Origin of the sequence: Rheinheimera fenheensis, from assembly GCF_039871805.1 — a bacterium.
Taxonomy (GTDB): Bacteria; Pseudomonadota; Gammaproteobacteria; order Enterobacterales; family Alteromonadaceae; genus Alishewanella; species Alishewanella fenheensis.
In genome coordinates this window covers 81,980-107,443 of record NZ_JBDPJM010000008.1, presented here as the reverse complement: position 1 = coordinate 107,443, position 25,464 = coordinate 81,980, and the positions used below count along the sequence as shown (strand labels likewise).

Genomic DNA, 25,464 nt, shown 5'->3' with positions numbered 1-25,464 from the left:
TAATCAGCGCCTTTTTTATTGCCAACCAAGTATAATAACGCGAACAAAAAGTTCCTCTTTCTCAGCTAGAATACTTCGCTGTGCGAGCCAATTCGGGCAAGTTGTAAGATCCCATTGGCAACTCTGTAGATAAGAACTAGATCTGGCTTAATATGACAATCACGAAAACCCAACCAGTTGCCAGTCAGTGAGTGATCGACATTTTTTGCTGGTAACGTCTCGCCTCGCTGCAACTTAGAGATGATATTGCCCACTTCCACTATGTCGGGAATGGGCATCTTGGCAATCTTTTTAAAGTCTTTTTTAAACTGAGTGGAATATTCCAGCGTGAGCATTTCACACTACGCCTTCAGTCAACTCGCTCAGCAGGTTATCTACAGACTGGCTGCGATGGCCTTTGCCTTCAGCAAGCTCTTTAATAGCTGCAGCCGTTGTCTCATTTGGCTGACGAGCTTTTAGCTCAAATGGAATTCCACCGTGGTTAATCACGGCTCGGGCAAACAGTTTAAGCGCCTGAGATGGGCTTAAGCCAACTTCATCACAGATATTGGTAAAAGCGACTTTAGTGTCATGATCAATGCGTGTACTGAGCATCTCGCTTTTCATAAGCACCCTCCAGAGCGTATTGCAATGTTTGACATTGTAGTACAAAGTGCAGCTTTCGCACAACAAACTGGGATAGTCAGCTCTGTGCCGGTGCGGATTACGGAAGGCTCCATTCTGTTTTTCTTAACAATTGGATCGGCCCCCCGAACTTCTCCCTGTTAAAGTTGCCTTGTGCTCTGTCATAAATGCCCCTCGGTTAACCCAATGTTTGGCGCAGAGCATCAAGTTTAGCGGCTACAGTTTTACTGCCCTTTACAAGAACACTTCTTTACAAGACCATTTTAGCGACCTATTATCAGGTCTTGTAACTATGAGGTGCCCTTATGACAAGCCAAATTTTCGCCAATGTCGCCGCCAGTATTTCCGAGTTAAAGGCAAACCCGATGAAAGTTGTTGCCAGTGGGCTGGGTATGCCTATAGCGGTATTAAACCGCAATGAACCTGCTTTCTATTGCGTGCCGGCCAAGGCATTTGAAGCGATGCTCGACCTTATTGACGACAAAGACCTATTAGCCATCGCAAACGCCCGAGCGGATGAAGAAAGCATTCCGGTTTCAATAGATGACTTATAAGCTGGCCTTCAAAAAGAGCGCGCTGAAGGAATGGCAAAAATTAGCGCCCAACATTCAGCAGCTTTTTAAGAAGCAACTTATAAAAAGACTTGATAACTCCCGCATACCCTCTGCGGCGGTAAGTGGCGGTAAAGACCTGTACAAAATTAAACTGCGCCAACTGGGCTACAGGCTGGTGTATGCGGTATCGGACAATATTGTCACCGTTACGGTAGTTGCCGTTGGCGAAAGAGATAAAAACAAAGTTTATGAACTGGCACTTTCCCGCTTAAAAATTGACCCGGTTTAACCATATGAGACAGACACTACCTTGTCTTGCCGGTTGGTAGTGTTCAAAATTCTGTGTCATTTCATTAAACTAAGAAAAAATGAGATGACACATGACCAACCCAACTTTCGATATGCAGGCGGCCATTCAGGCATTACGTGATGGCAAAGGCTTGTCCGGTAAAGACGGTATCTTAACGCCGTTAATTAAACAACTGACTGAAGCGGCGATGCAGGCCGAGTTAGAGCAGCACCTTGAGCAAGGTGAGGCGCCTAACCGCAAGAACGGCAGCTCTGCCAAAACCATGAAAAGCACCGCCGGCAGCTTTGAATTGAATACCCCGAGAGACCGTGCCGGTAGCTTTGAGCCGCAAATTGTCAAAAAGCACCAGACCCAGCTAACCGACGAGCTGGAGCGTAAAATCATCGGCTTGTTTGCCCTTGGCACCAGCTATCAGGACATCCGGGCGCACATCGAAGAAATGTATGGTATCAGTATCTCTAACGGCACCCTTAATGCGGTAACCGACAAATTGTTACCTGAGCTGCAGGCCTGGCGTGAGCGCGAATTAGACCCGATTTATCCTATCGTCTGGCTCGATGCTATCCACTATAAAATCAAAGAAAATGGCCGCTACATCAGCAAAGCTGTGTACACTATCCTGGCAGTAAACGTCGAAGGTAAAAAGGAATTACTGGGCCTGTATCTGTCTGAACACGAAGGCGCGCATCACTGGCTAAGCGTACTGACATACCTGCACAATCGTGGCGTGAAAGACATCCTGATAGCCTGTGTTGATGGCCTCAAGGGCTTCCCTGAAGCGATTGAGAGTATTTACCCCAGGACTGAAATACAGCACTGCATCATTCACCAAATCCGCAACTCGCTTAAGTACGTGGCCAGCAAGAACCAGAAAGCCTTTATGGCCGATTTAAAGTGCGTGTACAAAGCCACCACGTTAAACGCTGCCGAATCGGCACTGGACGAGCTGGAGACGAAATGGGGGGAGAAAAGTACCCGGTGGTGATTAAATCCTGGCGTAATAAATGGCAAACGCTATCAGCCTACTTTAAATACCCGGACTACGTCAGAACGGCTATCTACACGACGAATGCCGTGGAAGCCGTGCATCGCCAGTTCCGTAAACTGACCAAAACCAAGGGCGGATTCGCCAATGAAAACAGTTTGCTTAAGCTGCTTTATGCCGGTATCTTGCAGGCATCTGAGCGTTGGACGCACCCAGTACAAAACTGGAATCTGACGCTGTCACAGCTGTCGATACACTTCGAGGGGCGCTTAGACGCTCATATTGACCTGTGACCAGGCTGACACAGAATATTGAACACCCTCTGCCGGTTAAATTCTATATCGCAGCTAAGCAAGTGAAAATGCAGTGCGCTCCTGTGAATAACGCGCTTCCCCTGCTGCAGGTTTTTCACTTTGTATTCCGACAAATTAACCGTGTTTAATTGCCGTATCACACTTGAGTAGGCAGTGCCTTTACTAAAATTGCCGCAAAGATAATACACTTCCTTTCGGGCTTCGTTGGCGTAAAACCCGAAAACCAGTAAACCCACGATGCTAATTGCTGAAGCAATAAGTTTTAGTTTAAACATAATTCTGCTGTTCTTTAGAGGATGTTTCCATAGCGCTTCAAAAACCGGCGGCGAAGGCACAAATTTATTAACTTGTCAGAGTTTATCGGCACGGTCAATAACCTCTTCATACTCTGAAATCTCAAACCGAAATGGACCAACTCCGACTATAACCTGAGGTTCTTCGTTGCCATTCTCGTAGGCAAAGCTTTCCCAAATATAAAAACCACCTTCCTTCCTGATTTTACAGCCGTACGCACCACATCCAACATCTGCGCATTCCGGGCATACATAGATCAACCTTCTTCCACTCTCCATTTCCGGAGCTTCTAAAAGCAAAAGTTGTCTTTTACTATGCTCATTAAGCTTATCCCAGCCACGTGCAAAACAACCTAGATAATCAGCATGTCCACCTTGACTCTTGGATAAGATATCCAACAAAGATGATTCATTGACAATGAAATCTGATGAATAGCTTTCATGGCTGTTATCACTGCCCTTCCGATGGAGAATATCCAATCTTAGTTTTTTTGGGTTCAAGTCTATTTCAATAACGTCACCACATTCAGGACATACAAAATGTTCAACGTCATCAATAACAGACGATTCTTTAATGAATTTGTTACAGTTACTACATTTCATGAGTGAACTCTAACTCAAAGATTGAAAACGTTGGGATAAGGTCTTCTGACCCTGAGGTATTCACCATAACCGCCACTTTGATTTTGGCTTACGCCAAGAACCCGACCAAAGTTCATAGTGCTCAAGGGTTGCGAGTTTGTCGAGGACAGTTTGCTCACCAAGAGTATCAACGAGTTTTGTTGGAATGGAGACTCCAAAGTAATCACTCTCGAGGGGGAACAGCTCAATTTGTGCAAAAGCCGCGCCGAAAACTGATTCAACATGCTTAGAACTTGCCGTTTTAACTACCGCTTGAATCCCCATCAGCTTTTGAACTCTAAAATACAGACTTGACCAAGAGCCTGACGAATTTGCTCGATCACATTGTTGGATACCACTTGCCCACGTATGTCATAAATGAGGCGACAACTTTGTAAGTACGAAGGCACTTGTGAAGCCCCAAAAGCGATACGACCGCGGTTGTAAGCAATACTCATCTCGATTGCTTCAGCATTTTCAAGGCTGTGATTCGCGATAAGAATATACTCGCCCCGCTCGTCATTCACGAATTCTGGTATAAACATGGTTTTAGCACCTGACATTTTGTTTTCTTAATTCCTAAATCACCAGGTATCAGCAGGTCTTGCCTGTTACTGTTGCTGCTTATTATGTGCCTTGTTTACTGGTAACAAATTCATCTTTACTCGTGTAAATCTGGAAATTTAGGTCATATTTCCCTGCCCACTTGAGCAAAACTTTCTGCAACTCGCCAATCATCGTTTCTGGAATTGCTGAGTCGTAAAGCCAAATCCCAATAGTCTTTTCTGGCATAGGCAGATCTTCACAATCGATGCTGAATCTTAGTTTATCGTTCTTCACCGATAACGCATGGTAATACATATGAATATTTCTCTGTAACGAAATCTCCCATCCATCGATTTTGTCGTTTACATTAGGCTCCATCTATTCCTCTGCTACTAATTTTTATCTGGCCCCGTTTATTCAGCTAAGTTTTTGGAAAAGCAGCACCTTTGTTAGTTTTGGGAACTACACCAAAATGCCATTCGAACTCCCCATGAGTAGTCTTCGTTTTAATTAAATTTATCAATTCTTCAGGCCCACATATTGTCGTGGTCCCGTAAGCACCGTGCTCCGCTAAAATAAGAAAGGTAAGAGGCTCGGAAAAATATAGATCAGAGCGCCAATCAGGCACTCGTTGGGAAGCAAGTTCAGAGAGCTCACTAAACATCCAACCTCCATCCTGCACTTCCATAAGTATTTCTGAAGTTGGTACGCACAGCTCCATCACCAATACTTGATCTTTTTCGCAGTTCTTTACGCGTTCAGGAGAAGTAACGAATATTGAGTTTATTGATTTTTTCTTGAACCATTCTATTAACAGATCAATCTCGGAATCTAAATAACCGTCATTATCTTCAGTATAAATAGATGACCAGCCGAATTCGGCAAGTGCCGCCTGATCAATATGCACAGTATCTATAACCAGAGAGTTAATTTTTTCAATAAAATCACTATCAAACTTTCTTTCAACAAATGATTTTCTAATCATCTCTTGAGCTTTTTTGGCTTCATCAAGCCGCTCCATTATCTTAGAGTCCAACATTTAGCTCCAAAACGAATTTCTTAACAGAACGAGGTTTTGCTCTTTTTCAATCAAATATGTCTATTGTTGTTCTTCTATCTTGGCTGGAACTAAACTTCACTTCAGAGCCGAGGCTAGCAAACTACATTTTTTCATTTTATTTCTAATTTTGAATGATTAAGGTTAGATAAAATTTAAAAATAAACTTTCAGAATTCTAATTTTTATCTTCCCTATTTTACTCTGCATACTTACTCTCAAAATCATCAACGTTGATAAAGGTATATTGTTCAATGAAAAGTGCTAACTGCCCGGGATTTGAGAACGTATTTTTGAACGATTCCTCTTTATCAACGGTCATTCTGGTGATATGCACAGTGTACTGGTTACAATATTTCGTAATCTTAACTTTTGCTCTTGCCAGTCCAACCTGTTTTTCTATTTCCAGCGCTGGAGTTTTTTCCATTAAAACACTGATAATATTGCCTTTAGCATTTTCTTCAGCATTAATCCAAAAGCTCTGATCACCCTTACTGTACTGATATAAAGCAAAAATTAGTGGGGTAGAAAAAACTGTTCCAAAGATCGAATCTATTAAACCGTGTCCCGCAGTGGAAAAAGCTCCGATTGCCAAAATGAGTACTGTTCCAAAACAAATGAAGTAGAAAAACCTTCGCCAGATGGTTGCCGTCCATACTCGCTTTTCAAAAATATAACCAAACAAACCAATCAGGTAAATTATTGAAAAAACAGAGCCAAGCATATTTGAGATAGAAAACTTATTAATTGATAGCCAATAGTATGTACTTAGTAGCATTACAGCGATGTACAGAACGGCATAAATAATCCAAAACACCTTTTTCAATGTTTACTCCTATTTTATTTTTAAGCATGCACGCTCGGGAAAAACGAGCGTACATAATATATCTGCGCCCCTCCGCTGTAAGTAGTTAACTTAGCTAAAGTATTTCGCATGCGCAACATGTATATGTGCCGTGTAAATGGAATTTATCTGCTGTTTTGGCGGTATTGACAAATAAAACTGTGTAGTTGTGCGGGAGAGCATATGATTTAGCAGGCGATAAAAGGCCGAGCGTTGTGATTAACGCCCGGCTGTTTATTTGGCTTAAAGCAGCTTACAGGTAAGAAAAATACTCGGCAGGCTCGGGTGTATGGCGTTTGGCTGGTTCGCCGCTTGGTGTGCCCAGGTATAAAAAGCCGACAATTTCGTCGTCTTCACCCAGCTCCAGCGCTTGTTTAACAAAATCTAACTGGGCATAGGCGCCGGTGCGCCAGATGCCGCCAAAGCCTTGGGCAAAAGCGGCTTGCTGCATGGCTAATATGGCGCAGGCGGCGGAGTGTTGCTGCTCAATTAATGGCACTTTGGCATGCTCTACCGCCTTGGCGATACAGACAATCACCATAGGCGCACGCAGTGGCAGCTGCCGGGCACGCTCTAGCAGTTCGTTGGAAATGGCCGGATCGTCTTCCACGGCCGCTTCTGCAAAAATATCACCCAGGCGACACAGCGCCTGACGACCTTCGGCAATAATAAAACGCCAGGGGCGCAAATTGCCGTGGTCTGGCACCTGCAACGCGGCGCGTTTGATGTTGTCCAGCGCTTCGCCTGCCGGGGCGGGCTCGGTTAAACGGGCTGACGAATAACGGCTGTGAAGTAAAGTTAATGCATCCATAAAAAAACCCCGATGGTGTTAGCTGCGCGCAGCCTAGCAAATTAACAGTAATCTTTACATCAGATTATGGCAAGGTAACGCGCGCCTGCCGCCCTTTCAACCAATTTGCGCTTTTTTAATGCACGTTTTGCCAAAGCGCCTGCTGGTACAGCGCCAGATACTGGCTGGCGGCGTGTTGCCAGCTAAAGTTTTGTACCATGCCATTTTGCTGCACCCGCCGGTAGCTATCGACTTTGCTATACAGTAGTTCGGCCTGGTTAAGTGCGGCTAAAGTGGCGGCAATATCCGGCTCGGTAAAGCCAATGCCGGTAGCACCTCGCCCCGGCCAGGGTTTTACCGTGTCTTTTAAGCCGCCGGTAAGGCGCACTAGCGGCACAGTGCCGTAGCGTAAACTGTAAAGCTGGTTTAACCCGCAGGGCTCAAACAACGAAGGCATTAAAAAGAAGTCGCCGGCGGCTTCAAGCCTGTGCGCCACGGCATCACTAAAACCCTCAACAAAACGGCATTGCTGTGGGTATTGCTGTGCCAGTTGCTGTAACGCACTGACATAACGCTGCTCGCCGGTGCCCATAATAATGACCTGCGCAGCAGACTGCGCCAAAAAGCGGCTCAGTGCCGGCACCAGATAGTCATAACCTTTTTGCCCGGTTAAACGGCTTACGCCAACAAAAAGCGGTGCTTTACTTGCGCCAAGCCCCAGCTCATCACGTATGGTTTGCTGGCAGACACGCTTGCCGCTGAGCTTTGAAGCGCTATAATTCGCCGCTAAATGCGTATCGCTGGACGGGTCCCACAGCTGGTAATCACAGCCGTTTAAAATACCGGCAAAATCGGCCGCGCGCTGCTGGTACAAAGCGCTTAAGCCGGTTGCCATAGGCTCTTGCATCAGCTCGTCACGGTAGCCCTGGCTTACGGTATTAATTTTGTCGGCATAATGTAGCGCGGTGGCTAAAAAATTCAGCTCATCGCTTCGCGCTGGCTCAATCGCCAGCTCACTTCGCCAATGCGCAGCACAGCGCTCCTGATAAGCGCCATTGTGAATACTAAAGACAAAAGGCACCGCAGCCAGCGCTGATTGGTTAAAATGCTGCTTTAAGTAATAGGCTGCCGCGGCACTTTGCCAGTCGTGACCGTGAATAACATCAACTGGCTTATCGCTTTGCAGTAGCCATTGCAGCGCCGCTTTGCAAAAAAACGCAAAGCGCAGCGGGTTATCCGTGTAACCATGCTCGCCATCGTCGTAGGGCCGTTCACGTTTGAAAAAATCATCGTGCTCAATCAGGGCAATATTGACACCACCCTGTTTAATTTCATGCACCGCACAGCCAAACTGGCGGCCAGCCAGATCGGTATAGACACTGCTAAAAACACCGCTACGTAGCGCATACAGCGGCTGGTAACAGGGCAGTATTACCGTGACCTGATGGCCGTCTGCCAGTAACGCCTGTGCTAAACCACGGCAAGCATCGGCCAGGCCGCCAGTTTTTATTAAGCCCTCGTATTCACTGCAAATAAAGACGATATGCACTAACTTAACCTTTTACTAATCAATGCCTTGACTTTTAATGCGTTATTTATCGGCATCATTCATCAAAACCAATTTTGGCGCCTTTGGGGATGACGACTACACCGCTGGCCGAGACATGAAAACGCTGTTTATCTAATACCGGATCTTCGCCTATTACGGTACCGGGGGCAATTTTAACGTCTTTATCGATAATGGCGCGGCGAATGCGACAACCTCGGCCAATGTCGTTATTGCCCATCAGCACGCATTTTTCAATGTAGCTGTGACTGTGCACATGCACGTTAAACCCCAGGATAGACTGATACACAATGGCGCCACTGACAATACAGCCCGACGCTACCATAGAACTTATGGCCTGACCGGTGCGGTTAGTTTCGTCGTGCACAAACTTGGCCGGCGGCACCGGCGGTGTATAGCCACGTAGTGGCCAGTAGCGGTTATACAAGTCAAACGGCGGCTCTACTGCGATCAGATCCATATTAGCCTGATAGTAAGAGTCTAAGGTGCCTACATCACGCCAGTAACCGGCACTGCGCTCGTTTTCACCGCGAATGGTATTGGAGGAAAAATCGTACACGTACACATCGCCCGATGGATACAGCGCCGGAATAATGTTGTGGCCAAAATCATGTTTGGAATCAACTTGTTTGGCGTCGTCTTCCAATACATCTACCAGAGTTTTGGCTTCAAAAATATAGTTGCCCATCGACGCCAGCACATAATCTGGCCGGCCGGGAATGGTTTTGGGGTTACTTTTCGGTTTTTCTTCAAAGCCAATCATTTTTCCGCGCGCATCAACCTCAATAACGCCAAACTCATGCGCCTGTTCTACCGGCACCGGTATGGCCGCCACGGTTAAACGGGCATTATTTTGCCGGTGGTAGTTCAGCATGTCGCGTACATCCATTTTATAAATATGGTCGCCGCCAAACACACAAACGTGCTCCGGGTCCAGGCCATGAATTAAATGCAGGTTCTGGTAAATGGCATCTGCGGTGCCTAAATACCAGTGTTTACCGGTTTGCATTTGCGCTGGTATAGGGTCAATAAAGCGGTTGGTTAAGCCAGACACCCGCCAGGCGCGGCTTAGGTGCTTCATCAGCGAGTGGGATTTAAACTGCGTAATAACAAAGATTTGCAGTAGATCCGAGTTAACAAAGTTGTTTAACACAAAGTCGATAATGCGATAGTTACCACCGAAAGGTACCGCAGGTTTCGCCCTGATGCCAGTCAGCGGCGCTAAACGCGTGCCTTCACCACCTGCCAGTATCATGGTTAATACACCGGACATATAAAACTCCCTGTTGGCTTTGATAATTACACTGATATGAATGAATTGAGTGCAAAGCTGATACCAGAATAGCAGCCTTTGGCAGTAAATACCTGAATAGCGGCTAATTTATGTGCTGGCAAGGCAACAGCTTAGAGGCCAGATATGGCACTGGCATGACACAGAAATGACAAAAGCACCATTTTGGTGCCTTTGTGTAATGAGCGCGCCAATATGGCGCCCCGCTTTAGTACGGGCAATTCATAGCCCGTTAAATGGACGCGGCCAGTTCAGCCCCCTGACGAATAGCCCGTTTAGCGTCCAGCTCCGCGGCCACATCGGCACCGCCAATTAAGTGGGTTTTAATACCCTGCTCCGTCAGGCCTGCCTGCAGCTCACGCAGTGGCTCCTGCCCGGCGCAGATAATCACGTTATCAACATTCAGGCAGCGCTCTTCACCGCCAATTTCTACCCACAGGCCGTTATCGTCGACTTTGAGGTAATTAACACCGGCAATCATCTCGACGCCTTTTTTCTTCAGCGATGCACGGTGGATCCAGCCGGTGGTTTTACCTAAGCCTGCGCCCACTTTGCTGGTTTTACGCTGCAACAAATACACCTTACGCTCGGCCGGTGGCGTGGCCTCATCCGGCAATAACGCACCACGCGCATGATATTGCTTGTCGATGCCCCAATCTTTCAGCCAGGCATCAGGTTGCAGTGTCAGTGAGTGAGGCTCAGTTAAATATTCGGCCACATCAAAACCGATACCGCCCGCACCGATAATAGCAACATGCTTGCCCACAGCTTTATGATCGCGCAGCACATCTAAGTAACTCAGTACCTTGGGATGATCACTGCCCGGGAGGCCAATATCACGTGGCACTATACCGCTGGCCAGCACTACTTCATCAAAACCGCCGGCGGTTAGCGACTCGACGGTTTGCAGCGAATTCAAATGCAGCTTCACGGCGTGCAGCTCCAGCATGCGGCCAAAGTAGCGCAGGGTTTCATGAAACTCTTCTTTCCCCGGAATTTGCTTGGCGTAATTAAACTGGCCGCCAATCTGGTGCGACTTGTCAAACAAATGCACTTCATGGCCGCGCTGCGCGGCATACACACTAAACGCCAAGCCAGCCGGGCCGGCGCCGACCACAGCAATTTTTTTACGGCTGGTTGCCGGGTTAAAATTAAGCTCCGTCTCGTAGCAAGCACGCGGGTTAACCAAGCAACTTGCGCGTTTGTTTTGGAACACATGGTCCAGACAAGCCTGATTACAGGCTATGCAGGTATTAATTTCATCGGCTTTGTTGGCCGCTGCTTTGTTGACAAAGTCGGCATCAGCCAAAAATGGCCGCGCCATACACACCATATCGGCCTGGCCGTTGGCAATAATATCTTCCGCCACCTGCGGGTCGTTAATACGGTTGGTCGCCACTACCGGTATAGTCACTTCCTGCTTAATACGTGCCGTGATCCAGCTAAAAGCGGCGCGTGGCACCATGGTACCAATGGTAGGCACCCGTGCTTCGTGCCAGCCAATGCCGGTGTTGATAAGGGTTGCGCCAGCGTCACTGATGCCTTTGGCCAGTGCGACCACCTCATCGTAACTATTACCGTCTTCAACCAGATCAAGCATCGACAGGCGGTAGATAATTATAAAATCTTCACCGCAGGCCTCGCGCACTGCTTTTACCGTTTCCAGCGCGAAGCGGCTACGGTTTTCAAAGCTGCCGCCCCATTCATCGTTGCGCTGATTAGTGCGGGCACAAATAAACTGGTTAATTAAGTAGCCTTCAGAGCCCATCACTTCCACACCATCATAACCGGCTTTTTTCGCCAGCTTAGCCGCATGAGCAAAATCTTTGATGGTGCCGCGTACCTGACGGGCACTCATTTGTGAGGGTTTAAACGGTGTTATCGGCGATTTAATGTTACTTGGTGCCACATTAAACGGGTGATAACCATAGCGGCCGGCATGCAGTAGTTGTAAGCAAATCTTCGCGCCATGCTGGTGCACCGATTGCGTTACCTGCTTATGTTTGCCCACCTGCCACCAAAAGCTTAGCTGGCTACCAAAAGGCACCAGGTTGCCACGAAAGTTCGGGCTAATGCCGCCGGTGATAATAAGGCCGACGCCCCCTTTAGCGCGCTCTGCATAAAAGGCGGCTAATTTGGCAAAGCCTTGCTTTTCTTCTTCAAGGCCCGTGTGCATAGAGCCCATAATGACGCGGTTTTTCAGCTGGGTGAACCCCAGATCCAGTGGTTGTAATAGTTTTTGGTATGCCACTTCTGCCTCTCTGGTCGTACCTGTTGTTTGCTGCAGACTTTAGCCGCTTTGCCAAACGATAGCAAGCAAAGGTGCAAGCCGCTTTATTCGTCGAAAATCTGGCTGGCTTAAAGTGTTACACATTTACTTACAAATTCCATTTAGTCTTTGACAGCAAATTGTTTAGCATAACCCTAAGTAAAAATAGTTTGTTAATACAGGATGCTTACATGACGGACAAAAAATCTGGCCCTATTCGCCGGTTATTCAGTGCTATAGCTCGCGTCTACCGCGGCTTTCGCTCGCTTATCCTTAATCTGCTGTTTATTTTAGTCGTTGGTGTTGTTGTCGCGTCTATTTTTAGCGGTGATGATAAAGTAGAAGTGCCCCCGACAGCCGCACTGGTGCTTAACCTGACGGGTGATTTGGTAGAGGAAAAGCGCTGGACCGATCCTATTGCTACCGCGATTAACGAAAGCCTTGGCGCTGAAGAAGAAGCGCCGGAAGTGCTGGTATCCGATGTGGTTACTGTGATTAGCAAAGCCACCACCGACAACCGTATTCAGGCGATGGTGCTGGATTTATCCGCACTGGGCCGTGGCTCGCTGGATAAACTGCAGCGCATTGGTGATGCCATTGCAGGCTTTAAAGCCGCTGGCAAAAAAGTGTATGCCTATGGTGGTTTTTACGGCCAAAACCAGTATTTCCTGGCCAGCTATGCTGATGAGATTAGCTTAACGCCAATGGGAGCAGTACTGCTGGAAGGCTATGGCAGCTACCCGATGTATTACAAAAATGCGTTAGAAAAACTGAAAATTAACACCCATGTATTCCGTGTTGGTACTTATAAATCTGCAGTAGAGCCGTTTTTGCGCAACGATATGTCACCTGAAGCAAAAGAAGCCAACAGTGCCTGGTTAACTGAGCTGTGGGGCGACTACAAAGCGCAGGTGGCTGAACGTCGTGGTTTTGCCGTCGATAACTTCGATGAAACCTTTGCTGCGCTATTGGAAAAACTTACCGCCGCTGAGGGTGATTTAAGCCAGTACGCCGTGAACGCTGGTCTGGTTGATGCCATTAAAACCCGCGAAGCCTTTCGCCGTGACCTGATTGCGGTAGTAGGTGAAAACGACGATCACACCTATAACCACGTCACTTTTGCAGACTACGCTAAACTGGTTATCCCGGCTCAGCAGTTTGACAATCCGCTTACCGATAAGGTCGGTGTGATTGTTGCCCGTGGCGTTATTGTTGATGGCACAGCCAAAGCCGGCACTATCGGCGGTGACTCTACCGCGGCCCTGCTGCGTAAAGCACGCCATGACGATAAAATTAAAGCCGTAGTACTGCGTATCGACAGCCCTGGCGGCAGTGCTTATGCCTCAGAAGTGATTGGTCAGGAAATTCGCTTATTGCGTGAAGCAGGCAAGCCGGTTATTGCCTCTATGGGCGCAGTAGCGGCATCTGGCGGTTACTGGATTGCGGCGCCAGCCAATGAGATCTGGGCAGCGCCTACTACGATCACTGGCTCTATCGGTATCTTTGGCTTGCTGCACACCGCAGAAGACGCTTTTGCCACCCTGGGCTTAAACGTCGATGGTGTTGGCACCACTGAGCTTGCTGGTTTCTCGGCCGGTTTACCGCTGTTTAAAGGCCTGGACGATAACGCTAAAGATGTGTTCCAGCTGTTAATCGAGCGTGGCTATACCGAGTTTTTAACTATGGTGGGTGAAAACCGTAATATGTCTAATGCCGACGTAGACAAGGTAGCACAGGGCCGCGTTTGGACGGGCCGTAAAGCGCTAGAGCTTGGCTTGGTCGATAAACTGGGCACACTGGATGATGCGGTAAAAGCCGCCGCCGCTAAAGCCGGTTTAACCATGTATGACGTCAAAGTGGTGCAGCAAGAATTAAGCCCTAGTGAGCAGATGATTAAAGACTTGCTGGGTGAAGCCAAAGCCCAGGGCTGGATACCACAGGCTGGCGTGAGCGCTGAGCAAAAACTGCTGCAACAACTGACCAAACAGTTAAAACAAGACTTTGTATTGTTAAATCAGTTTAACGATCCAAACGGTGTTTACTCGTACTGCGTCAGCTGCAGCATCGACTGACAGTTGCGCTAAAACCCTCTACAATGCCCGGCTAATACCGGGCATTTTTTTAGGTTACGTTGTCATGAGCAGAAAACGCATTTATGTCGCCTACACCGGCGGCACCATTGGTATGCAACACTCTCCGCAGGGCTATGTGCCCGTGCCGGGCTTTTTAACCGATACGGTAAAACGGATGCCGGAGTTTTACCGCGCGGAAATGCCAGAATTTGATATTCACGAATACCACCCGGTGATTGACTCGTCCGATATGACGCCCGAGCACTGGCGCCATATCGCCGAAGATATTCAGCAGCAATACGATAACTACGACGGTTTTGTTGTGCTGCATGGCACCGATACGATGGCGTATACTGCCTCAGCACTGTCCTTTATGCTGGAGAACCTGCAAAAGCCGGTGATTATTACCGGCTCGCAAATTCCGCTGGCGCAGCTGCGCTCTGATGGTCAGGTTAACCTGTTAAATGCACTGTATCTGGCAGCAAATTACCCTATTGCCGAAGTGGCGTTGTTTTTTAACAACCAACTGTTTCGTGGTAACCGCGCGACTAAGGCTGATGCCAGCGGTTTTAATGCCTTTGCTTCACCCAATTTCCCGCCACTGATCGAGGCCGGTATTCATATTAATTTAGTAGCCGGCAAATTAAGCCAAACTACGCTTGCCGCCCCGCTTACGCTTGCCAACGTTATTCCACAGCCAATCAGTGTGGTGACCTTATACCCGGGCATTAGCACCGATGTGATTAAAAATATGACCACAGCACCGGTAAGGGCGTTGATCATTAAATCTTTTGGTGTCGGTAATGCGCCGCAGCGGCCAGAGCTGCTGCAGATCTTGCGCGAGGCCAGCCAAAACGGTCTTATTATCGTTAACTGTACCCAATGCTTTAAAGGCAAAGTGAATATGCAGGGCTACGCCACCGGCAATGCCTTAGCACAGGCTGGCGTGATAAGTGGCTACGATATGACCTTAGAAGCGGCGTTGACCAAACTGCATTATTTGCTAAGTAAAGACTTAACCAGCGATGAAATACGCCGGCAAATGCAGCAAAACCTGCGTGGTGAGCTGACTGCGGACTAAACCGCAGTCAGTTTGCTAACAATAATAACCTCGTTATCAGATAAACAGGGCTTTCACTCTGGCCAGTAAGCCCTGCTCTGCCGCCTTCACTGCACCATAATCCAGCCACCGCTTGAGCAAACTGTGTTTATCCAGCGTACTGCCCTGATTATGCTTATCCGATAACAGCATTAACTGAACCTGCTGGCGCAGCTCGGCGCGGGTATCTACCGAAGGCTTATCACAGATGATTTCCAGCGCTATGGTCAGTTGCTCACGGCTAAACTGCTGCTCACGCCCGGCGCCAAAGCACTCACGGTAGCCGGCGGGTAAGGCATCGGCGCTTAAAGTGGGATCGGACAACTGTTCAAACATCAGCTGTAAACCCTGCTGTTGCTCGGTGTTTTGCCACTGCTGACGCTTTAACTGCAATTTTGCCAGCACTTGCCTGACCGCCTGCTGGCTGGCAACACCCTGTGGCGACATCTGCTGTAATTGTTGTTGCAGTTGGTCAAACTCTACGGCACTGGCGGCGCTTTCCAGCGATACTAACACAGCAGACAGTGCTGACTCGTAGTGCTGCAACTCATCCTGCTCGGCCTGCTTTTGTTGTTCAAACTGTGCTGAGCGGGCATTAAAAAAGCCATCACACAACTGCCGAAACTGCTGCCACAGCGCCTGATCCTGCTTACGGCCAGCGGCGGGCAGCGTTTTCCATTGCTGCTGGCACTCTTTAAGCACCCTGGCCGTTTGGTTTGGCTCAGTCAGGCTTAAAGCGGCTGTCGCTTTATCGATCAGTTGTTGACGCGCTGCTGCACCTTGCTGCCACAGACTGTCCAGCTGCTGGCTAAGTGGTTTCAGCGCCTGGTTAAAGGCCTGGTTAAGTAGCGTAAATTGTTGTTTATCGACTGCACCTGCCTGCTGCCAGGCTTGCTTTAACTGGCTCAGCTGCTGTTGCAGCGCCTTGCTGTCCAATTGAACTGACGCCAACTGCTGTGCCTGCGCAATAATGGCTTCACGTTGTTCACGATGTTTGGCGCGCTCTGCATCCAGCCTGGCAAAATACGCCCGACAAGGCGAAAACGCCTGCTCGCAGGCAGCATCAAAGGCTGCGTTTAGTTCAGCGTCCAACTCTGGCTCTGCCCGGCCTAAGCTATTCCAGCTGGCGCGGGCCAACTTTACCTGCTCGGCGCGCTGATGTACCTCATTATCAGCAATGCTGGTGGGCAACTGCTGTATTTCTGCCAGCAGTGCTTGTTTACGCGGTGTGGCAATATAATGTTGTAAATCGGTAAGCTCGGCCTGAGTGTCGCGGGCAAATTCGTAGTCTTTCGCAAGCTGCGCCTGCTGTGCTGTGCTTAACTGCTGATGCTCCTGCTCAATGCCTTTGAATAAGCCAAATAGCGCATTAAATTTACCGGCGCCGTGTAAGCGGCGGTACTGCGCCAGTTTACTGCGGCACTGGCGTAGCGCCTTCTCGCTCTGGCCTTCAAATTGCTTCTGTAGCTGCTGCCAATGCTTAGCTAAATCGGCCTGCGCCTGTTTCAAGCTGTCGGGCACAGCGATAGCCAAGGCTTTACTGTGCTGGCGCCAGCTTTGTTGCAGCTGCTGTAATTGCTGCAAAGTGGCCTGATAAGCGGCTAAATCGGATGGCGTTGGTAACGCTGCCCAGTCGGCGACGATACGGGTTAACTGCGCAAGCTGCTCGGCCAATTTGGGCAGCTGCGATAGTTGTCCGCCAAGTTGTGTCAGCCGGCGTTGTAAAGCGGTTTTATCACTGACATCACTCTGGTTAAGGCGGCTTTGAATGGCGCCAAGAGCTGTTTCCAGCTGCTGCGCAGCGGTAATGTCCGCCGCCAGTAACGCTTGTTGTAACTGCTGTTCAACACTATCAAGCTCAGCGCTCAGCTGCTGCTGCGCTTGGTGCTGGGCAGCTTTTGCCGCCTCAAGCGCCTGCGTTTTGGCAAGCTCATCAAGCCTGGGCGCCAACCACTGCTCGGTTTGCTGACAAATTTTGCTGTATTTAGCACGGTACTCGTCGGCTTCAGCGCCTAAACAAATTAGCTCAGCATCTAACTGCTGCCACTGCAGCTTATAGTCGTCAAACTGCGCCGGCAATTCATTCAGTTTGGCGCGATCGCGCAGTGCATTAAGCTTTGCCAGCAGCAATGTTAGCTGTTTACGCAGTTGCTGCGGCTTTTGTTTTGCCTCTGCCTGCTGCTGCAGCTTTTGCTCAACCGCTAACTGCAATTCGCCGGTTAGCTGTTTGCTTAATTTTTCCAGCGTTTTCTCATCGTTTATTGGCGCCAACAGTTGCAGTTTTTGCGCCGTTGACAGCACCGCATCCTGCAGTGCTTTAATATTCAGCTCAGACTTATTTAGCCGTTGTAACAGACTGAATTTTAGCTCACTGTCGGTTTCAGTTTGCGCCAGCTGCTCTAAAATGCTGCTGCGGTTGCACTGGGCAATAAACTGCTGCTTTAATTTTGGCTCGACCTGGTTATCCAGCAGTTGCTGCACCAGGGTTTGCTCCGCCAGTTGCTGCAGCCTCTCGGCGCTGTCATGCTTACTGGCCTGCCACCATAGCGAAAAATCATTCAGCTTTAACAGTGCAGCTTTACGCACGGCTTCGGCGCCATCGTTAAAAGCCAGCTCGTGCAGCACTGATTTATGTGCCTGCTCGTCACGGTTTAACTCGGCAATAGCCTGTTGTCGCACTGCGGCGTCGGCATGTTGCCATTTGGGTTTAAAAAAACGTTTAAAGATCATCGTGCGCGAACCTTGCTATAGACTGCTCTGCCTCGAACTGCTTTTTCAGTTCGGCTTTGGTTTTTTGGATCATCTGGCCATCAGCGCCTATGGTAAACAGCTCTTCAGACTTTAATACCTGCGCCTGATACGCCATCACCAGCTGCAGGCTTTGCTCACGCTGCGCTTCGCTGAGGGGGTTACCGTCAGCCCAACGTCCGGTGGCCACGGCGTCCGACAGCTTTTCATAGGTTTCAGGCGTCATCGCCTGTACTAACGCGTTAAAGTTCATTTACGCCTTCTCAATAACATAATGCGGGCCCGGCTGATAATGTACCAGCAAAAACCAAGGCCGATTGCGCCGCCGGCAATATACTGCTGCGGGCTGCCGGTTTCTGGGTCCCACCAGTACATCAGACCAAAGCCGGCTAAAAACAACAGCAAGGCAAACATAGAGTGATTAACCAGGCTTTGCGCCTGATCCAGTGCTTTATCCCGCGCCAGCGCTTCCCGTTTTTGCGGCGTTAAACCGGCAATATCGCCGTTGCACTTACTGCAACTGGGGCTTTTATCAGAAATTTTTTGCCCGCAGAACGGGCAGGAAATGATTGCCATATTACTTAAGCCTTATTTAGGGCAGCCCTGGGCTGCCTACTGCATTGCATGATATATTTTACTCATGATGCTGCCATACATACCAGTTTCAAATTTATCGCCGGCAAAATAATAGCCGCCGGCCTGCTCAAAGATAGGGCTGTGCTTTTTATTGGTTAACAGCACCACCACCAGATTGTAATACGGGTCAATTAGGGTGGCGGTTCCGGTCCAGCCGGTATGGCCAAACGCATACTGGCTGGCATAGGGGCCAAAATGCCAGTTAAGATCACCGCCGCTGGCCGTGCGCCAGCCCAGTCCGACGGTATGGTCAAATACTGACGGCCGGACAAACTGCTGCAGCACCTTATCATCAAACACCCGTGTTAAATCATAACCACCGTGCAGCGCTAAGAGTGCCAACTTTGCCGTTTCTTCTGCAGTGGAAAACAGTCCGGCATGGCCGGCTACGCCGTCAAAAGCATAACGGGCTTTTTCATCATGTACCTCACCGCGCACCACTGCCCGCTTATCTGCCGGGAACAGCACCCGGCCAGCACGGCTATTGCCGTCAAGCTCGGTGGCGGCAATTTGCTCTGCGCGGATACCGTGGCGCAGCGGGTTAAAGCCGGTGTAGCGTAGCCCCATTGGCTGGTATAGCGTTTCGCGCAGATACTGATCCTGCGTCATGCCGGTAATGCGCTCAATAATCAGGCCCAGCAGCATATAGTCGATATCGCTGTATACCGCCTTGCCGCCGCGCTCGCGTTCAAACGGCACCTGGGTGGCTATCAGCTGCATGCTCAACTGACGATCGGTAGAGTAAAACGCCGGGCCGTGGCGGTTATCCGGTCGGTGAAAATGCACTTCTGGCGGGTAGCCGGCATTGTGATACAGCAAATCACTAACCAGGCGCTGCTCACGGCCCTCGCCTTGGTATTCATGCAGATACTGCGATACCGGCGCATTGATATCCAGCTGACCGCGGCTAACCAACTGCATTAGCGCAAAGTTAGTTGCGTACATTTTGCTGTTTGACGCCAGATCGAACACCGTATCGGTTTGCATAGGCTCAGGATGCGCAAGCGCGCTACCATCTTGCGCGTAACGGTTAGCATAACCATAGGCACTGTGTTTAACGATATTGCCATCTTTAATAATTAACAGCACAGCGCCGGGAAAGCCTCTCTCAACATCACGATTTATCATCGCATCCAGCTGTTCAAGCTCGTCGCTGGAAAAGCCTGCCGCCTCTGGCGTAGTGCGACTAAGCTGTGGGAACGGCAGCACCAGCCGAAGCTGGGCGCCTAAAGGCTGTATGTCTGTGAGTGCCAGTTGGTTTAAGCCGTTTTTCGTCAGCTTACTGATATCCAGCTCAAGGTACTGTCCAAGGCTAGCGTCAGGCCGGACTCGCACCAACTGGCCATTGATAGTCAGGCTAAATTGCGTCGTATTGCCAAGCGCAACCAGCACACTGCCCTGCCCTTGATAGGACAAAAAGCTGGTGCGGTTATTTACCAGCGCCCTTTGGCTTTGCAGATTAGGCCAGCGCAGATCGCGTTGCCCAAGATTGCTGTAGTTATCCAGCGCAGTGCGCTGTGCCTCGCTCAGACTACTGACCGGCAGCGGTGACACTGCCAGCCACTGACTCAGGGCGGCACAGCCGGCGAGCGTGCAAAGCGCCCCCACCAGAATAATTCGCCGGATAAGCTTAAGCATGGTTGAGCTTACCGCAGCTTATCAACCACCGCTAAAATAGCCGGCAGCATATCCTGACCTAGCTTCATTGAACGTACATCTGACCAGCCATAGGCCGCATCTGGCAAGTTAGCGTTATCTTTAAACGGCATTTCTACCGTGTAGGCTAAACAATTAAACTGCTCGCCGACCCAGGCGGTAGCAATAGTCATATTGGCTTTACCCGGCTCATCTAAATCGTAACCAAACTCAGTTTGAAACTCTGGTGTTACACTGAGTAAGGTTTGTTTAAACAAGTCTTCCAGGCCTTTGATGCGGGCATTGTATGACGGTACACCTTCAGTACCGGCGACAAAGTTATACGGCAGGTTCTCATCACCGTGCATATCAAGGAACAAGTCAACGCCGGTTTCCAGCATCTTCTGCCGTACCAGATATACCTCGGGGCTTTTTTCCATTGATGGGTTTAACCATTCACGGTTTAAGTTCATGCCAGCGGCATTGGTGCGTAAATGGCCACGTACTGAACCATCCGGGTTCATATTCGGCACAATGTAAAATACCGCTTTTTCCAGCAATGCGCGGGCAACGCCGTCATCTTCATCCAGCAGGCGATCCAGCAAGCCTTCCACCAGCCATTCAGCCATGCTTTCGCCCGGATGCTGACGTGCGGTGATCCAGATTTTCTTTTTACCCTCTTCCGGCTCGCCTACGACTAACAAGCTCATATCGCGCCCGTCTAAGGTTTCGCCAAGCTCAACCAACTGGCAGTTGTAATCGCATTGCGCCTGATGCAGTAAATCCATATGACGCTCATAGCTGTACGGCGCAAAATAAGCAAAGTACACAGATTCCGCTTCAGGGAAGTGTTTAATAGTCAGGGCTTTACCGTCATACTCAGTATCAACCCGGAACCAGGTTTGCCGGTCATACGAGGCTACTGCCTGATAGTCTTTCCAGCCATCCGGATAGGCAGACTGGCCAGCGTTGGTAATGGTCAGTGTATGCTCCTGTGCATGCTCAGTACTTAAACGAAAATGAAACCACTGAAAAAAGTCTGACTGATTGTCTTTGCGAATAGCCAGCTGGATATTGTCCGGGCTGTCGGCACTTAATACTTCAATATTACCACTGTCAAAATTGCTGGTGATTTTCATAATGTAATCCATGTTTGGTTGAACAACGCCGCCAATATGCCAGCGCTACAAAAAACGCGGCGGCGAAAAGATGGGTTAGATTCTAACAGGTTAAGCACAAAGAAAAAGCCGCTATTAAGCGGCTTTTCGATAAAGGCACAGGTTAACGCGCTACCGGCAGGGTTGGGTACTTAATGCCGGCCATGTCGTTCATTACCCGGATAACCTGGGTGCTGTAACCGAACTCGTTGTCATACCACACGTACAACACACAGCGATCACCATCGACGATAGTGGCCTGTGAGTCCACCACACCGGCATAACGTGAGCCAACTAAGTCAGACGATACAATTTCGGTAGAAGCGGTAAAGTCGATTTGATCCTGCAGCTCAGAGAACAGCGAGGTGCGCTGTAAAAAGGCATTTAGCTCATCACGGCTGGTTTCGCGGTTTAAGTTCAGTGACAAAATTGCCATAGACACATTTGGCGTCGGTACACGGATCGCATTTCCGGTTAACTTACCTTTTAACTGCGGTAAAGCTTTGGCAACCGCGCTGGCCGCGCCCGTTGAGGTTAATACCATGTTCAGCGGCGCTGCACGGCCACGGCGCTCAGCACTGTGGAAGTTATCAATCAGGTTCTGATCGTTAGTGTAAGAGTGCACGGTTTCTACGTGGCCGTTACGAATGCCGTACTCGTCTTCCAGTGCCTTTAATACCGGCGTAATGGCATTGGTGGTACAGCTGGCAGCAGAGACAATCTTGTGCTCCGGTAAAATCATGTGCTGGTTAACACCGTAAACGATGTTTGGCACTTCACCTTTTGCCGGGGCAGTCAGTAATACTTTGGCCGCACCTTTACTCTTAAAGTGAATGCTCAGCTCTTTGTCGTCTTTCCAGATACCGGTGTTGTCCACCACCAGGGCGTCAGTAATACCATACTGGGTATAATCTACCAGCTCTGGCGAATTGGCATAAATCACTTTAATAAAGGTGCCGTTCGCTTTAATGCCCTGGTTTTCTTCGTCTACGGTAATGCTGCCGTTAAAGGGGCCATGGATAGAGTCGCGGCGCAGCAGGCTGGCGCGTTTTTCTAAGTCACCTTTTTTGCCGCCGCGCACTACGATAGCGCGCAGGCGCAGCTTAGTGCTGGGGCCAGAGCGCTCTAACATTAAACGGGCTAACAAACGGCCGATACGACCAAAACCGTACAGCACTACATCTACTGGTTTAACCTGATCTTCATGATCCAAAATTTCCGCCAGTTCACGGGCTAAATACTGCTCCAGCTCGGTACCGTTAGCAGCATTTTTGTAGATAAAACCATAGGCCAGCTTACCAATATCTACCCGGCCCGGTGCCAAATTCATTTTGCTGATGGCTTCTAATACCGGAAAGCTCTCACGCAGGCGCAGCTTTTGGCCTTCAAAGCGTTCTACGCTTTTATGCGCTTTTATAATGTCGATAGTCGTCGCATTGACCAGCGGACGGCCATACACCACCACTTCAATGCCTTTATTACGGTACAGGCGGCCGATAATAGGCTGCATGTTTTCGGCATATTCCTGGCGTTCCTGCCAGCTCTTTTGATACTGTTCTGCGTGCGATAGGGTCATGTGTCGGCCTTTTACTTCAGTAAGATGAATTAATAGGGTAGCCAAAGCACGGTCTGCGCCGCTGCTGCTTTGCCGGCGCGTATTGTAATAGAAGTTGAAAGGCTACGACAACAGTTACAGATTTTTTATTCGCCGTCACCTTTGAAGCTTAGCGAAACGGAATTAACACAGTAGCGCTGGCCGGTCGGCGCCGGGCCATCTTCGAACACATGGCCTAAGTGGGCATCACAGTTAGCACAGAGAATTTCGGTGCGGATCATGCCATGGCTGGTATCGCGCTGGTAATTTACCTTGCCCTCAAGCGCCTGATAAAAACTGGGCCAGCCACAGCCAGCATCAAATTTCGTCTCTGAGCTAAACAGCATTTCACCACAACAAATGCAGTGGTAACTGCCGGCCTGCTCGTTATGCAACAGTTCGCCGCTAAACGGGTATTCGGTACCTTTTAACCGGGTAACCCGGTACTGCTCGTCACTCAGGCGCTCACGCCACTGCTGCTCGGTCAGTTTCACTTGTGTTGCTCCTTTTCGTGGCATTACGTTACTCCAGTTATTATACGGCGATCTCTTGCGACCCGCTCAGTGAAACTTTATTAACGGACTGAACCATGTTTAATTAATGGTTCACATTATTGTCACTTAATTTTGCTTCACTGCACTGGTCTAACCAGGAGAATAATAATGACCTCATTAAATCGCCCGCTCACCCGCCGAGACTTTTTAAAAGCTTCTGCTGCTGGCTTCGGTACCGCTGTGATTTCTACCAGTCTGCTTGGTTGCAGTAGTGATAACTCTGAATCAAAGCCACTGCCCTATCAGGTACAGTTTTTACATGGCGTTGCCAGCGGTGATCCAGCAGCAGATGCACTGATATTGTGGACCAGAGTAACGGCTGATGCCCCTTCAGTGCCAATAAGATGGCAACTGGCAGAGGACGCCGCCTTTAACAACATTATTCGCAGTGGTAATACTGATACCAGTGCTGCCAGTGATTTTACCGTGAAAATTGATGTGCGCGAGCTAAACGCCGGCACAGTGTATTACTACCGCTTCTTTGCCGGCAATGTGGTCTCTGCAACAGGCCGGGCAAAAACATTGCCCAACGCCGGCGTTAATAGCATAAAACTGGCAGTGTTTTCCTGCTCGAACTACCCGGCAGGCTATTTTCATGTTTATGCCAAGGCTGCCGAGGTGGCCGATCTAGATGCGGTTATCCATCTGGGCGACTACATTTATGAATATGGTACTGATGGCTATGCCAGCGAAAATGCCGCAACCCTTGGCCGGCTATCTGAACCTGCGACAGAAATTATCAACCTGTCTGACTACCGCCAACGTTATGCCCAGTACCGCAGCGACCCGGCGCTACAACAACTACATGCCACAGCGTCCTTTATTGCCGTATGGGATGACCATGAAATAACTAATGATACTTGGCGCGATGGCGCCGAAAATCATCAGGCAGACGAAGGCGATTTTGGCGAGCGTAAACAAGCTGCCCTCAAAGCCTATTTTGAGTGGATGCCAATAAGACCGGTTGCACCTAATGACGAGCTGAGTATTTATCGCCAGTTTGAATTTGGTGATCTGGTCAATTTAATGATGCTGGACACCCGTGTAATAGGCCGCGACCAACAGCTTGATTACGCAAATTATATAGACGCAACCAGCGGTCAGTTAGACAGTACGGCTTTTAGCAGCGATTTAATGCAACAAGGCCGCACCTTGCTGGGCAGCGAACAGTTAACCTGGTTGCTAGACAAGCTAAACCAGTCGGACGCACGTTGGCAGTTGTTGGGACAACAGGTACTAATGGGCCGCATGTTGCTACCTGCAGCAATAGCCACCCAACAGCTCAGTATCAGCGCCTACGCCGAGCTTGCTACCCTGGCACAGCTGGCTGCCCGCGCACAGGCTGGCGATGCCAGCTTGACGGCGGAGCAACTGGCATATTTACAGGCAAATCAGGCACGACTGACACCAGAGGTTATTGCTTTATTGCAACTGCCGGCGATCCCATACAACCTGGATGCCTGGGATGGCTACCCTGCAGAGCGCGAGCAAATTTTGCAACACGTAAGTAACCTGGGGAAAAAGCTGGTGGTGCTGGCTGGCGACACCCACAATGCCTGGGCAAATCATATCGATTTAGCTGATGGTACGCCTGTAGCAGTTGAGCTTGCTACCGCATCAGTCACCTCGCCGGGTCTTGAGCAATATATTAACCTGCCGGACCGCGACGCTGCAGTCGCTGCAGAAACCGCCTTGGTGCAACTGGTGCCGGGTTTGCAGTATGCCAATGTGTATGACCGCGGCTTTATGCTGTTAAACATCAGCCGGGAGCAGCTGGATTGTCAGTGGCTATTTGTCGATGATATCAGCGCCGCACAAGGCCAGCTATTGCCCCAGCGGCAACAAACCGCACTGGTAGAATGGCTGCCTAATGCTGCGCCGCGCCTGAGTTTAGGCTAACGCCTG

At 49.3% G+C, this 25,464-nt stretch carries 23 protein-coding genes and 1 pseudogene; 6 read left to right on the top strand and 18 right to left on the bottom strand.

The features are described from left to right. Nucleotides 1–65 precede the first annotated feature (65 nt). Both ABGI61_RS12490 and ABGI61_RS12485 read right to left on the bottom strand, forming a co-directional pair. Nucleotides 66–335, bottom strand: coding sequence for a type II toxin-antitoxin system RelE/ParE family toxin (locus tag ABGI61_RS12490; protein ID WP_347601559.1), 270 nt, complete (start codon nucleotides 333–335; stop codon nucleotides 66–68). A 1-nt stretch (nucleotide 336) separates the two neighbouring features. Then, nucleotides 337–606 (bottom strand): type II toxin-antitoxin system RelB/DinJ family antitoxin, encoded by a 270-nt coding sequence (locus ABGI61_RS12485; protein ID WP_347601557.1) that lies wholly within the window; start codon nucleotides 604–606, stop codon nucleotides 337–339. A 323-nt stretch (nucleotides 607–929) separates the two neighbouring features. Between ABGI61_RS12485 and ABGI61_RS12480 the strand changes: the two genes are divergently transcribed. The 3 genes and pseudogenes from ABGI61_RS12480 (at nucleotide 930) to ABGI61_RS12470 (ending at nucleotide 2,766) form a co-directional block, all read left to right on the top strand. Continuing rightward, nucleotides 930–1,178: a type II toxin-antitoxin system Phd/YefM family antitoxin gene (locus tag ABGI61_RS12480; protein ID WP_347601556.1), complete on the top strand. Its 249-nt coding sequence runs from the start codon at nucleotides 930–932 to the stop codon at nucleotides 1,176–1,178. Beyond that, nucleotides 1,168–1,467, top strand: a complete 300-nt coding sequence (locus tag ABGI61_RS12475) for a type II toxin-antitoxin system RelE family toxin (RefSeq protein WP_347601554.1) — start codon at nucleotides 1,168–1,170, stop codon at nucleotides 1,465–1,467. The genes ABGI61_RS12480 and ABGI61_RS12475 overlap by 11 nt, the downstream gene beginning before the upstream one ends. Before the next feature lie 91 nt (nucleotides 1,468–1,558). Further along, nucleotides 1,559–2,766 (top strand): annotated as a pseudogene (locus ABGI61_RS12470) (IS256 family transposase). Between the two features lie 371 nt (nucleotides 2,767–3,137). Here the strand turns inward: ABGI61_RS12470 and ABGI61_RS12465 are convergent. The 9 genes from ABGI61_RS12465 to ABGI61_RS12425 form a co-directional block, all read right to left on the bottom strand. After that, nucleotides 3,138–3,683: a hypothetical protein gene (locus ABGI61_RS12465; RefSeq protein ID WP_347601552.1), complete on the bottom strand. Its 546-nt coding sequence runs from the start codon at nucleotides 3,681–3,683 to the stop codon at nucleotides 3,138–3,140. Nucleotides 3,684–3,985: 302 nt separating this feature from the next. Beyond that, nucleotides 3,986–4,264, bottom strand: coding sequence for a hypothetical protein (locus tag ABGI61_RS12460; protein ID WP_347601550.1), 279 nt, complete (start codon nucleotides 4,262–4,264; stop codon nucleotides 3,986–3,988). Nucleotides 4,265–4,328: 64 nt separating this feature from the next. After that, nucleotides 4,329–4,625 carry a hypothetical protein gene (locus ABGI61_RS12455; protein WP_347601548.1) on the bottom strand — a complete coding sequence of 99 codons (297 nt, stop codon included), beginning with the start codon at nucleotides 4,623–4,625 and terminating at the stop codon, nucleotides 4,329–4,331. Between the two features lie 43 nt (nucleotides 4,626–4,668). Beyond that, nucleotides 4,669–5,286, bottom strand: a complete 618-nt coding sequence (locus ABGI61_RS12450; RefSeq protein WP_347601546.1) for a hypothetical protein — start codon at nucleotides 5,284–5,286, stop codon at nucleotides 4,669–4,671. A gap of 216 nt (nucleotides 5,287–5,502) precedes the next feature. Beyond that, the gene (locus ABGI61_RS12445; protein ID WP_347601544.1) at nucleotides 5,503–6,129 is read right to left on the bottom strand and encodes a hypothetical protein; all 627 of its coding nucleotides are present in this window, start codon (nucleotides 6,127–6,129) and stop codon (nucleotides 5,503–5,505) included. Nucleotides 6,130–6,400: 271 nt separating this feature from the next. Continuing rightward, on the bottom strand, nucleotides 6,401–6,958 hold the full coding sequence (locus tag ABGI61_RS12440) for an NAD(P)H nitroreductase (RefSeq protein WP_008221400.1): 558 nt from the start codon (nucleotides 6,956–6,958) through the stop codon (nucleotides 6,401–6,403). A gap of 115 nt (nucleotides 6,959–7,073) precedes the next feature. After that, nucleotides 7,074–8,486, bottom strand: a complete 1,413-nt coding sequence (locus ABGI61_RS12435) for a glycogen synthase (protein ID WP_347601542.1) — start codon at nucleotides 8,484–8,486, stop codon at nucleotides 7,074–7,076. A 55-nt stretch (nucleotides 8,487–8,541) separates the two neighbouring features. Continuing rightward, the gene (gene glgC, locus ABGI61_RS12430; protein ID WP_347601540.1) at nucleotides 8,542–9,777 is read right to left on the bottom strand and encodes a glucose-1-phosphate adenylyltransferase; all 1,236 of its coding nucleotides are present in this window, start codon (nucleotides 9,775–9,777) and stop codon (nucleotides 8,542–8,544) included. A 250-nt stretch (nucleotides 9,778–10,027) separates the two neighbouring features. Continuing rightward, nucleotides 10,028–12,046, bottom strand: coding sequence for an oxidoreductase (locus ABGI61_RS12425; protein WP_347601538.1), 2,019 nt, complete (start codon nucleotides 12,044–12,046; stop codon nucleotides 10,028–10,030). Nucleotides 12,047–12,255: 209 nt separating this feature from the next. Here ABGI61_RS12425 and sppA point away from each other — a divergent pair, with 209 nt between their 5' ends. Together sppA and ansA are read left to right on the top strand one after the other, a co-directional pair. Next, complete coding sequence (sppA, locus tag ABGI61_RS12420) at nucleotides 12,256–14,136, top strand: signal peptide peptidase SppA (protein WP_347601536.1); 1,881 nt, start codon at nucleotides 12,256–12,258, stop codon at nucleotides 14,134–14,136. Between the two features lie 64 nt (nucleotides 14,137–14,200). Continuing rightward, nucleotides 14,201–15,217 carry an asparaginase gene (gene ansA / locus ABGI61_RS12415; protein WP_347601534.1) on the top strand — a complete coding sequence of 339 codons (1,017 nt, stop codon included), beginning with the start codon at nucleotides 14,201–14,203 and terminating at the stop codon, nucleotides 15,215–15,217. 36 nt (nucleotides 15,218–15,253) lie between these two features. Here ansA and ABGI61_RS12410 read toward each other — a convergent pair whose 3' ends face one another. From ABGI61_RS12410 to msrB, 7 genes are all read right to left on the bottom strand, one after another. Further along, nucleotides 15,254–17,965 carry a DUF349 domain-containing protein gene (locus ABGI61_RS12410; RefSeq protein WP_347601532.1) on the bottom strand — a complete coding sequence of 904 codons (2,712 nt, stop codon included), beginning with the start codon at nucleotides 17,963–17,965 and terminating at the stop codon, nucleotides 15,254–15,256. Then, the gene (locus ABGI61_RS12405) at nucleotides 17,955–18,236 is read right to left on the bottom strand and encodes a YeaC family protein (protein WP_347601530.1); all 282 of its coding nucleotides are present in this window, start codon (nucleotides 18,234–18,236) and stop codon (nucleotides 17,955–17,957) included. The genes ABGI61_RS12410 and ABGI61_RS12405 overlap by 11 nt, the downstream gene beginning before the upstream one ends. Then, nucleotides 18,233–18,559: a zinc ribbon domain-containing protein gene (locus tag ABGI61_RS12400; RefSeq protein WP_347601528.1), complete on the bottom strand. Its 327-nt coding sequence runs from the start codon at nucleotides 18,557–18,559 to the stop codon at nucleotides 18,233–18,235. The genes ABGI61_RS12405 and ABGI61_RS12400 overlap by 4 nt, the downstream gene beginning before the upstream one ends. A 36-nt stretch (nucleotides 18,560–18,595) precedes the next feature. Next, on the bottom strand, nucleotides 18,596–20,257 hold the full coding sequence (pbp4b, locus tag ABGI61_RS12395; RefSeq protein ID WP_347601526.1) for a penicillin binding protein PBP4B: 1,662 nt from the start codon (nucleotides 20,255–20,257) through the stop codon (nucleotides 18,596–18,598). 8 nt (nucleotides 20,258–20,265) lie between these two features. Then, a complete protein-coding gene (locus ABGI61_RS12390; protein ID WP_347601524.1) occupies nucleotides 20,266–21,393 on the bottom strand; it encodes a M14 family metallopeptidase in 1,128 nt (375 codons plus the stop codon). A 142-nt stretch (nucleotides 21,394–21,535) separates the two neighbouring features. After that, a complete protein-coding gene (locus ABGI61_RS12385; protein ID WP_347601522.1) occupies nucleotides 21,536–22,987 on the bottom strand; it encodes a glyceraldehyde-3-phosphate dehydrogenase in 1,452 nt (483 codons plus the stop codon). A 125-nt stretch (nucleotides 22,988–23,112) separates the two neighbouring features. After that, the gene (msrB, locus tag ABGI61_RS12380; protein ID WP_347601520.1) at nucleotides 23,113–23,523 is read right to left on the bottom strand and encodes a peptide-methionine (R)-S-oxide reductase MsrB; all 411 of its coding nucleotides are present in this window, start codon (nucleotides 23,521–23,523) and stop codon (nucleotides 23,113–23,115) included. Between the two features lie 144 nt (nucleotides 23,524–23,667). On the opposite strand from msrB, the gene ABGI61_RS12375 reads away from it, so the two are divergent. Continuing rightward, the gene (locus tag ABGI61_RS12375; protein WP_347601518.1) at nucleotides 23,668–25,458 is read left to right on the top strand and encodes an alkaline phosphatase D family protein; all 1,791 of its coding nucleotides are present in this window, start codon (nucleotides 23,668–23,670) and stop codon (nucleotides 25,456–25,458) included. Nucleotides 25,459–25,464 lie beyond the last annotated feature (6 nt).

What these genes read in the sequence shown, in the direction of transcription:
- ansA (WP_347601534.1), top strand. Translation starts at nt 14,201, where the DNA reads ATGAGCAGAAAACGCATTTATGTCGCCTACACCGGCGGCACCATTGGT.
- glgC (WP_347601540.1), bottom strand. Translation starts at nt 9,777, where the DNA reads ATGTCCGGTGTATTAACCATGATACTGGCAGGTGGTGAAGGCACGCGT.
- msrB (WP_347601520.1), bottom strand. Translation starts at nt 23,523, where the DNA reads ATGCCACGAAAAGGAGCAACACAAGTGAAACTGACCGAGCAGCAGTGG.
- ABGI61_RS12410 (WP_347601532.1), bottom strand. Translation starts at nt 17,965, where the DNA reads ATGATCTTTAAACGTTTTTTTAAACCCAAATGGCAACATGCCGACGCC.
- sppA (WP_347601536.1), top strand. Translation starts at nt 12,256, where the DNA reads ATGACGGACAAAAAATCTGGCCCTATTCGCCGGTTATTCAGTGCTATA.
- pbp4b (WP_347601526.1), bottom strand. Translation starts at nt 20,257, where the DNA reads ATGCTTAAGCTTATCCGGCGAATTATTCTGGTGGGGGCGCTTTGCACG.
- ABGI61_RS12490 (WP_347601559.1), bottom strand. Translation starts at nt 335, where the DNA reads ATGCTCACGCTGGAATATTCCACTCAGTTTAAAAAAGACTTTAAAAAG.
- ABGI61_RS12405 (WP_347601530.1), bottom strand. Translation starts at nt 18,236, where the DNA reads ATGAACTTTAACGCGTTAGTACAGGCGATGACGCCTGAAACCTATGAA.
- ABGI61_RS12475 (WP_347601554.1), top strand. Translation starts at nt 1,168, where the DNA reads ATGACTTATAAGCTGGCCTTCAAAAAGAGCGCGCTGAAGGAATGGCAA.
- ABGI61_RS12450 (WP_347601546.1), bottom strand. Translation starts at nt 5,286, where the DNA reads ATGTTGGACTCTAAGATAATGGAGCGGCTTGATGAAGCCAAAAAAGCT.
- ABGI61_RS12390 (WP_347601524.1), bottom strand. Translation starts at nt 21,393, where the DNA reads ATGAAAATCACCAGCAATTTTGACAGTGGTAATATTGAAGTATTAAGT.
- ABGI61_RS12465 (WP_347601552.1), bottom strand. Translation starts at nt 3,683, where the DNA reads ATGAAATGTAGTAACTGTAACAAATTCATTAAAGAATCGTCTGTTATT.
- ABGI61_RS12480 (WP_347601556.1), top strand. Translation starts at nt 930, where the DNA reads ATGACAAGCCAAATTTTCGCCAATGTCGCCGCCAGTATTTCCGAGTTA.
- ABGI61_RS12485 (WP_347601557.1), bottom strand. Translation starts at nt 606, where the DNA reads ATGAAAAGCGAGATGCTCAGTACACGCATTGATCATGACACTAAAGTC.
- ABGI61_RS12440 (WP_008221400.1), bottom strand. Translation starts at nt 6,958, where the DNA reads ATGGATGCATTAACTTTACTTCACAGCCGTTATTCGTCAGCCCGTTTA.
- ABGI61_RS12400 (WP_347601528.1), bottom strand. Translation starts at nt 18,559, where the DNA reads ATGGCAATCATTTCCTGCCCGTTCTGCGGGCAAAAAATTTCTGATAAA.
- ABGI61_RS12385 (WP_347601522.1), bottom strand. Translation starts at nt 22,987, where the DNA reads ATGACCCTATCGCACGCAGAACAGTATCAAAAGAGCTGGCAGGAACGC.
- ABGI61_RS12460 (WP_347601550.1), bottom strand. Translation starts at nt 4,264, where the DNA reads ATGTCAGGTGCTAAAACCATGTTTATACCAGAATTCGTGAATGACGAG.
- ABGI61_RS12375 (WP_347601518.1), top strand. Translation starts at nt 23,668, where the DNA reads ATGACCTCATTAAATCGCCCGCTCACCCGCCGAGACTTTTTAAAAGCT.
- ABGI61_RS12455 (WP_347601548.1), bottom strand. Translation starts at nt 4,625, where the DNA reads ATGGAGCCTAATGTAAACGACAAAATCGATGGATGGGAGATTTCGTTA.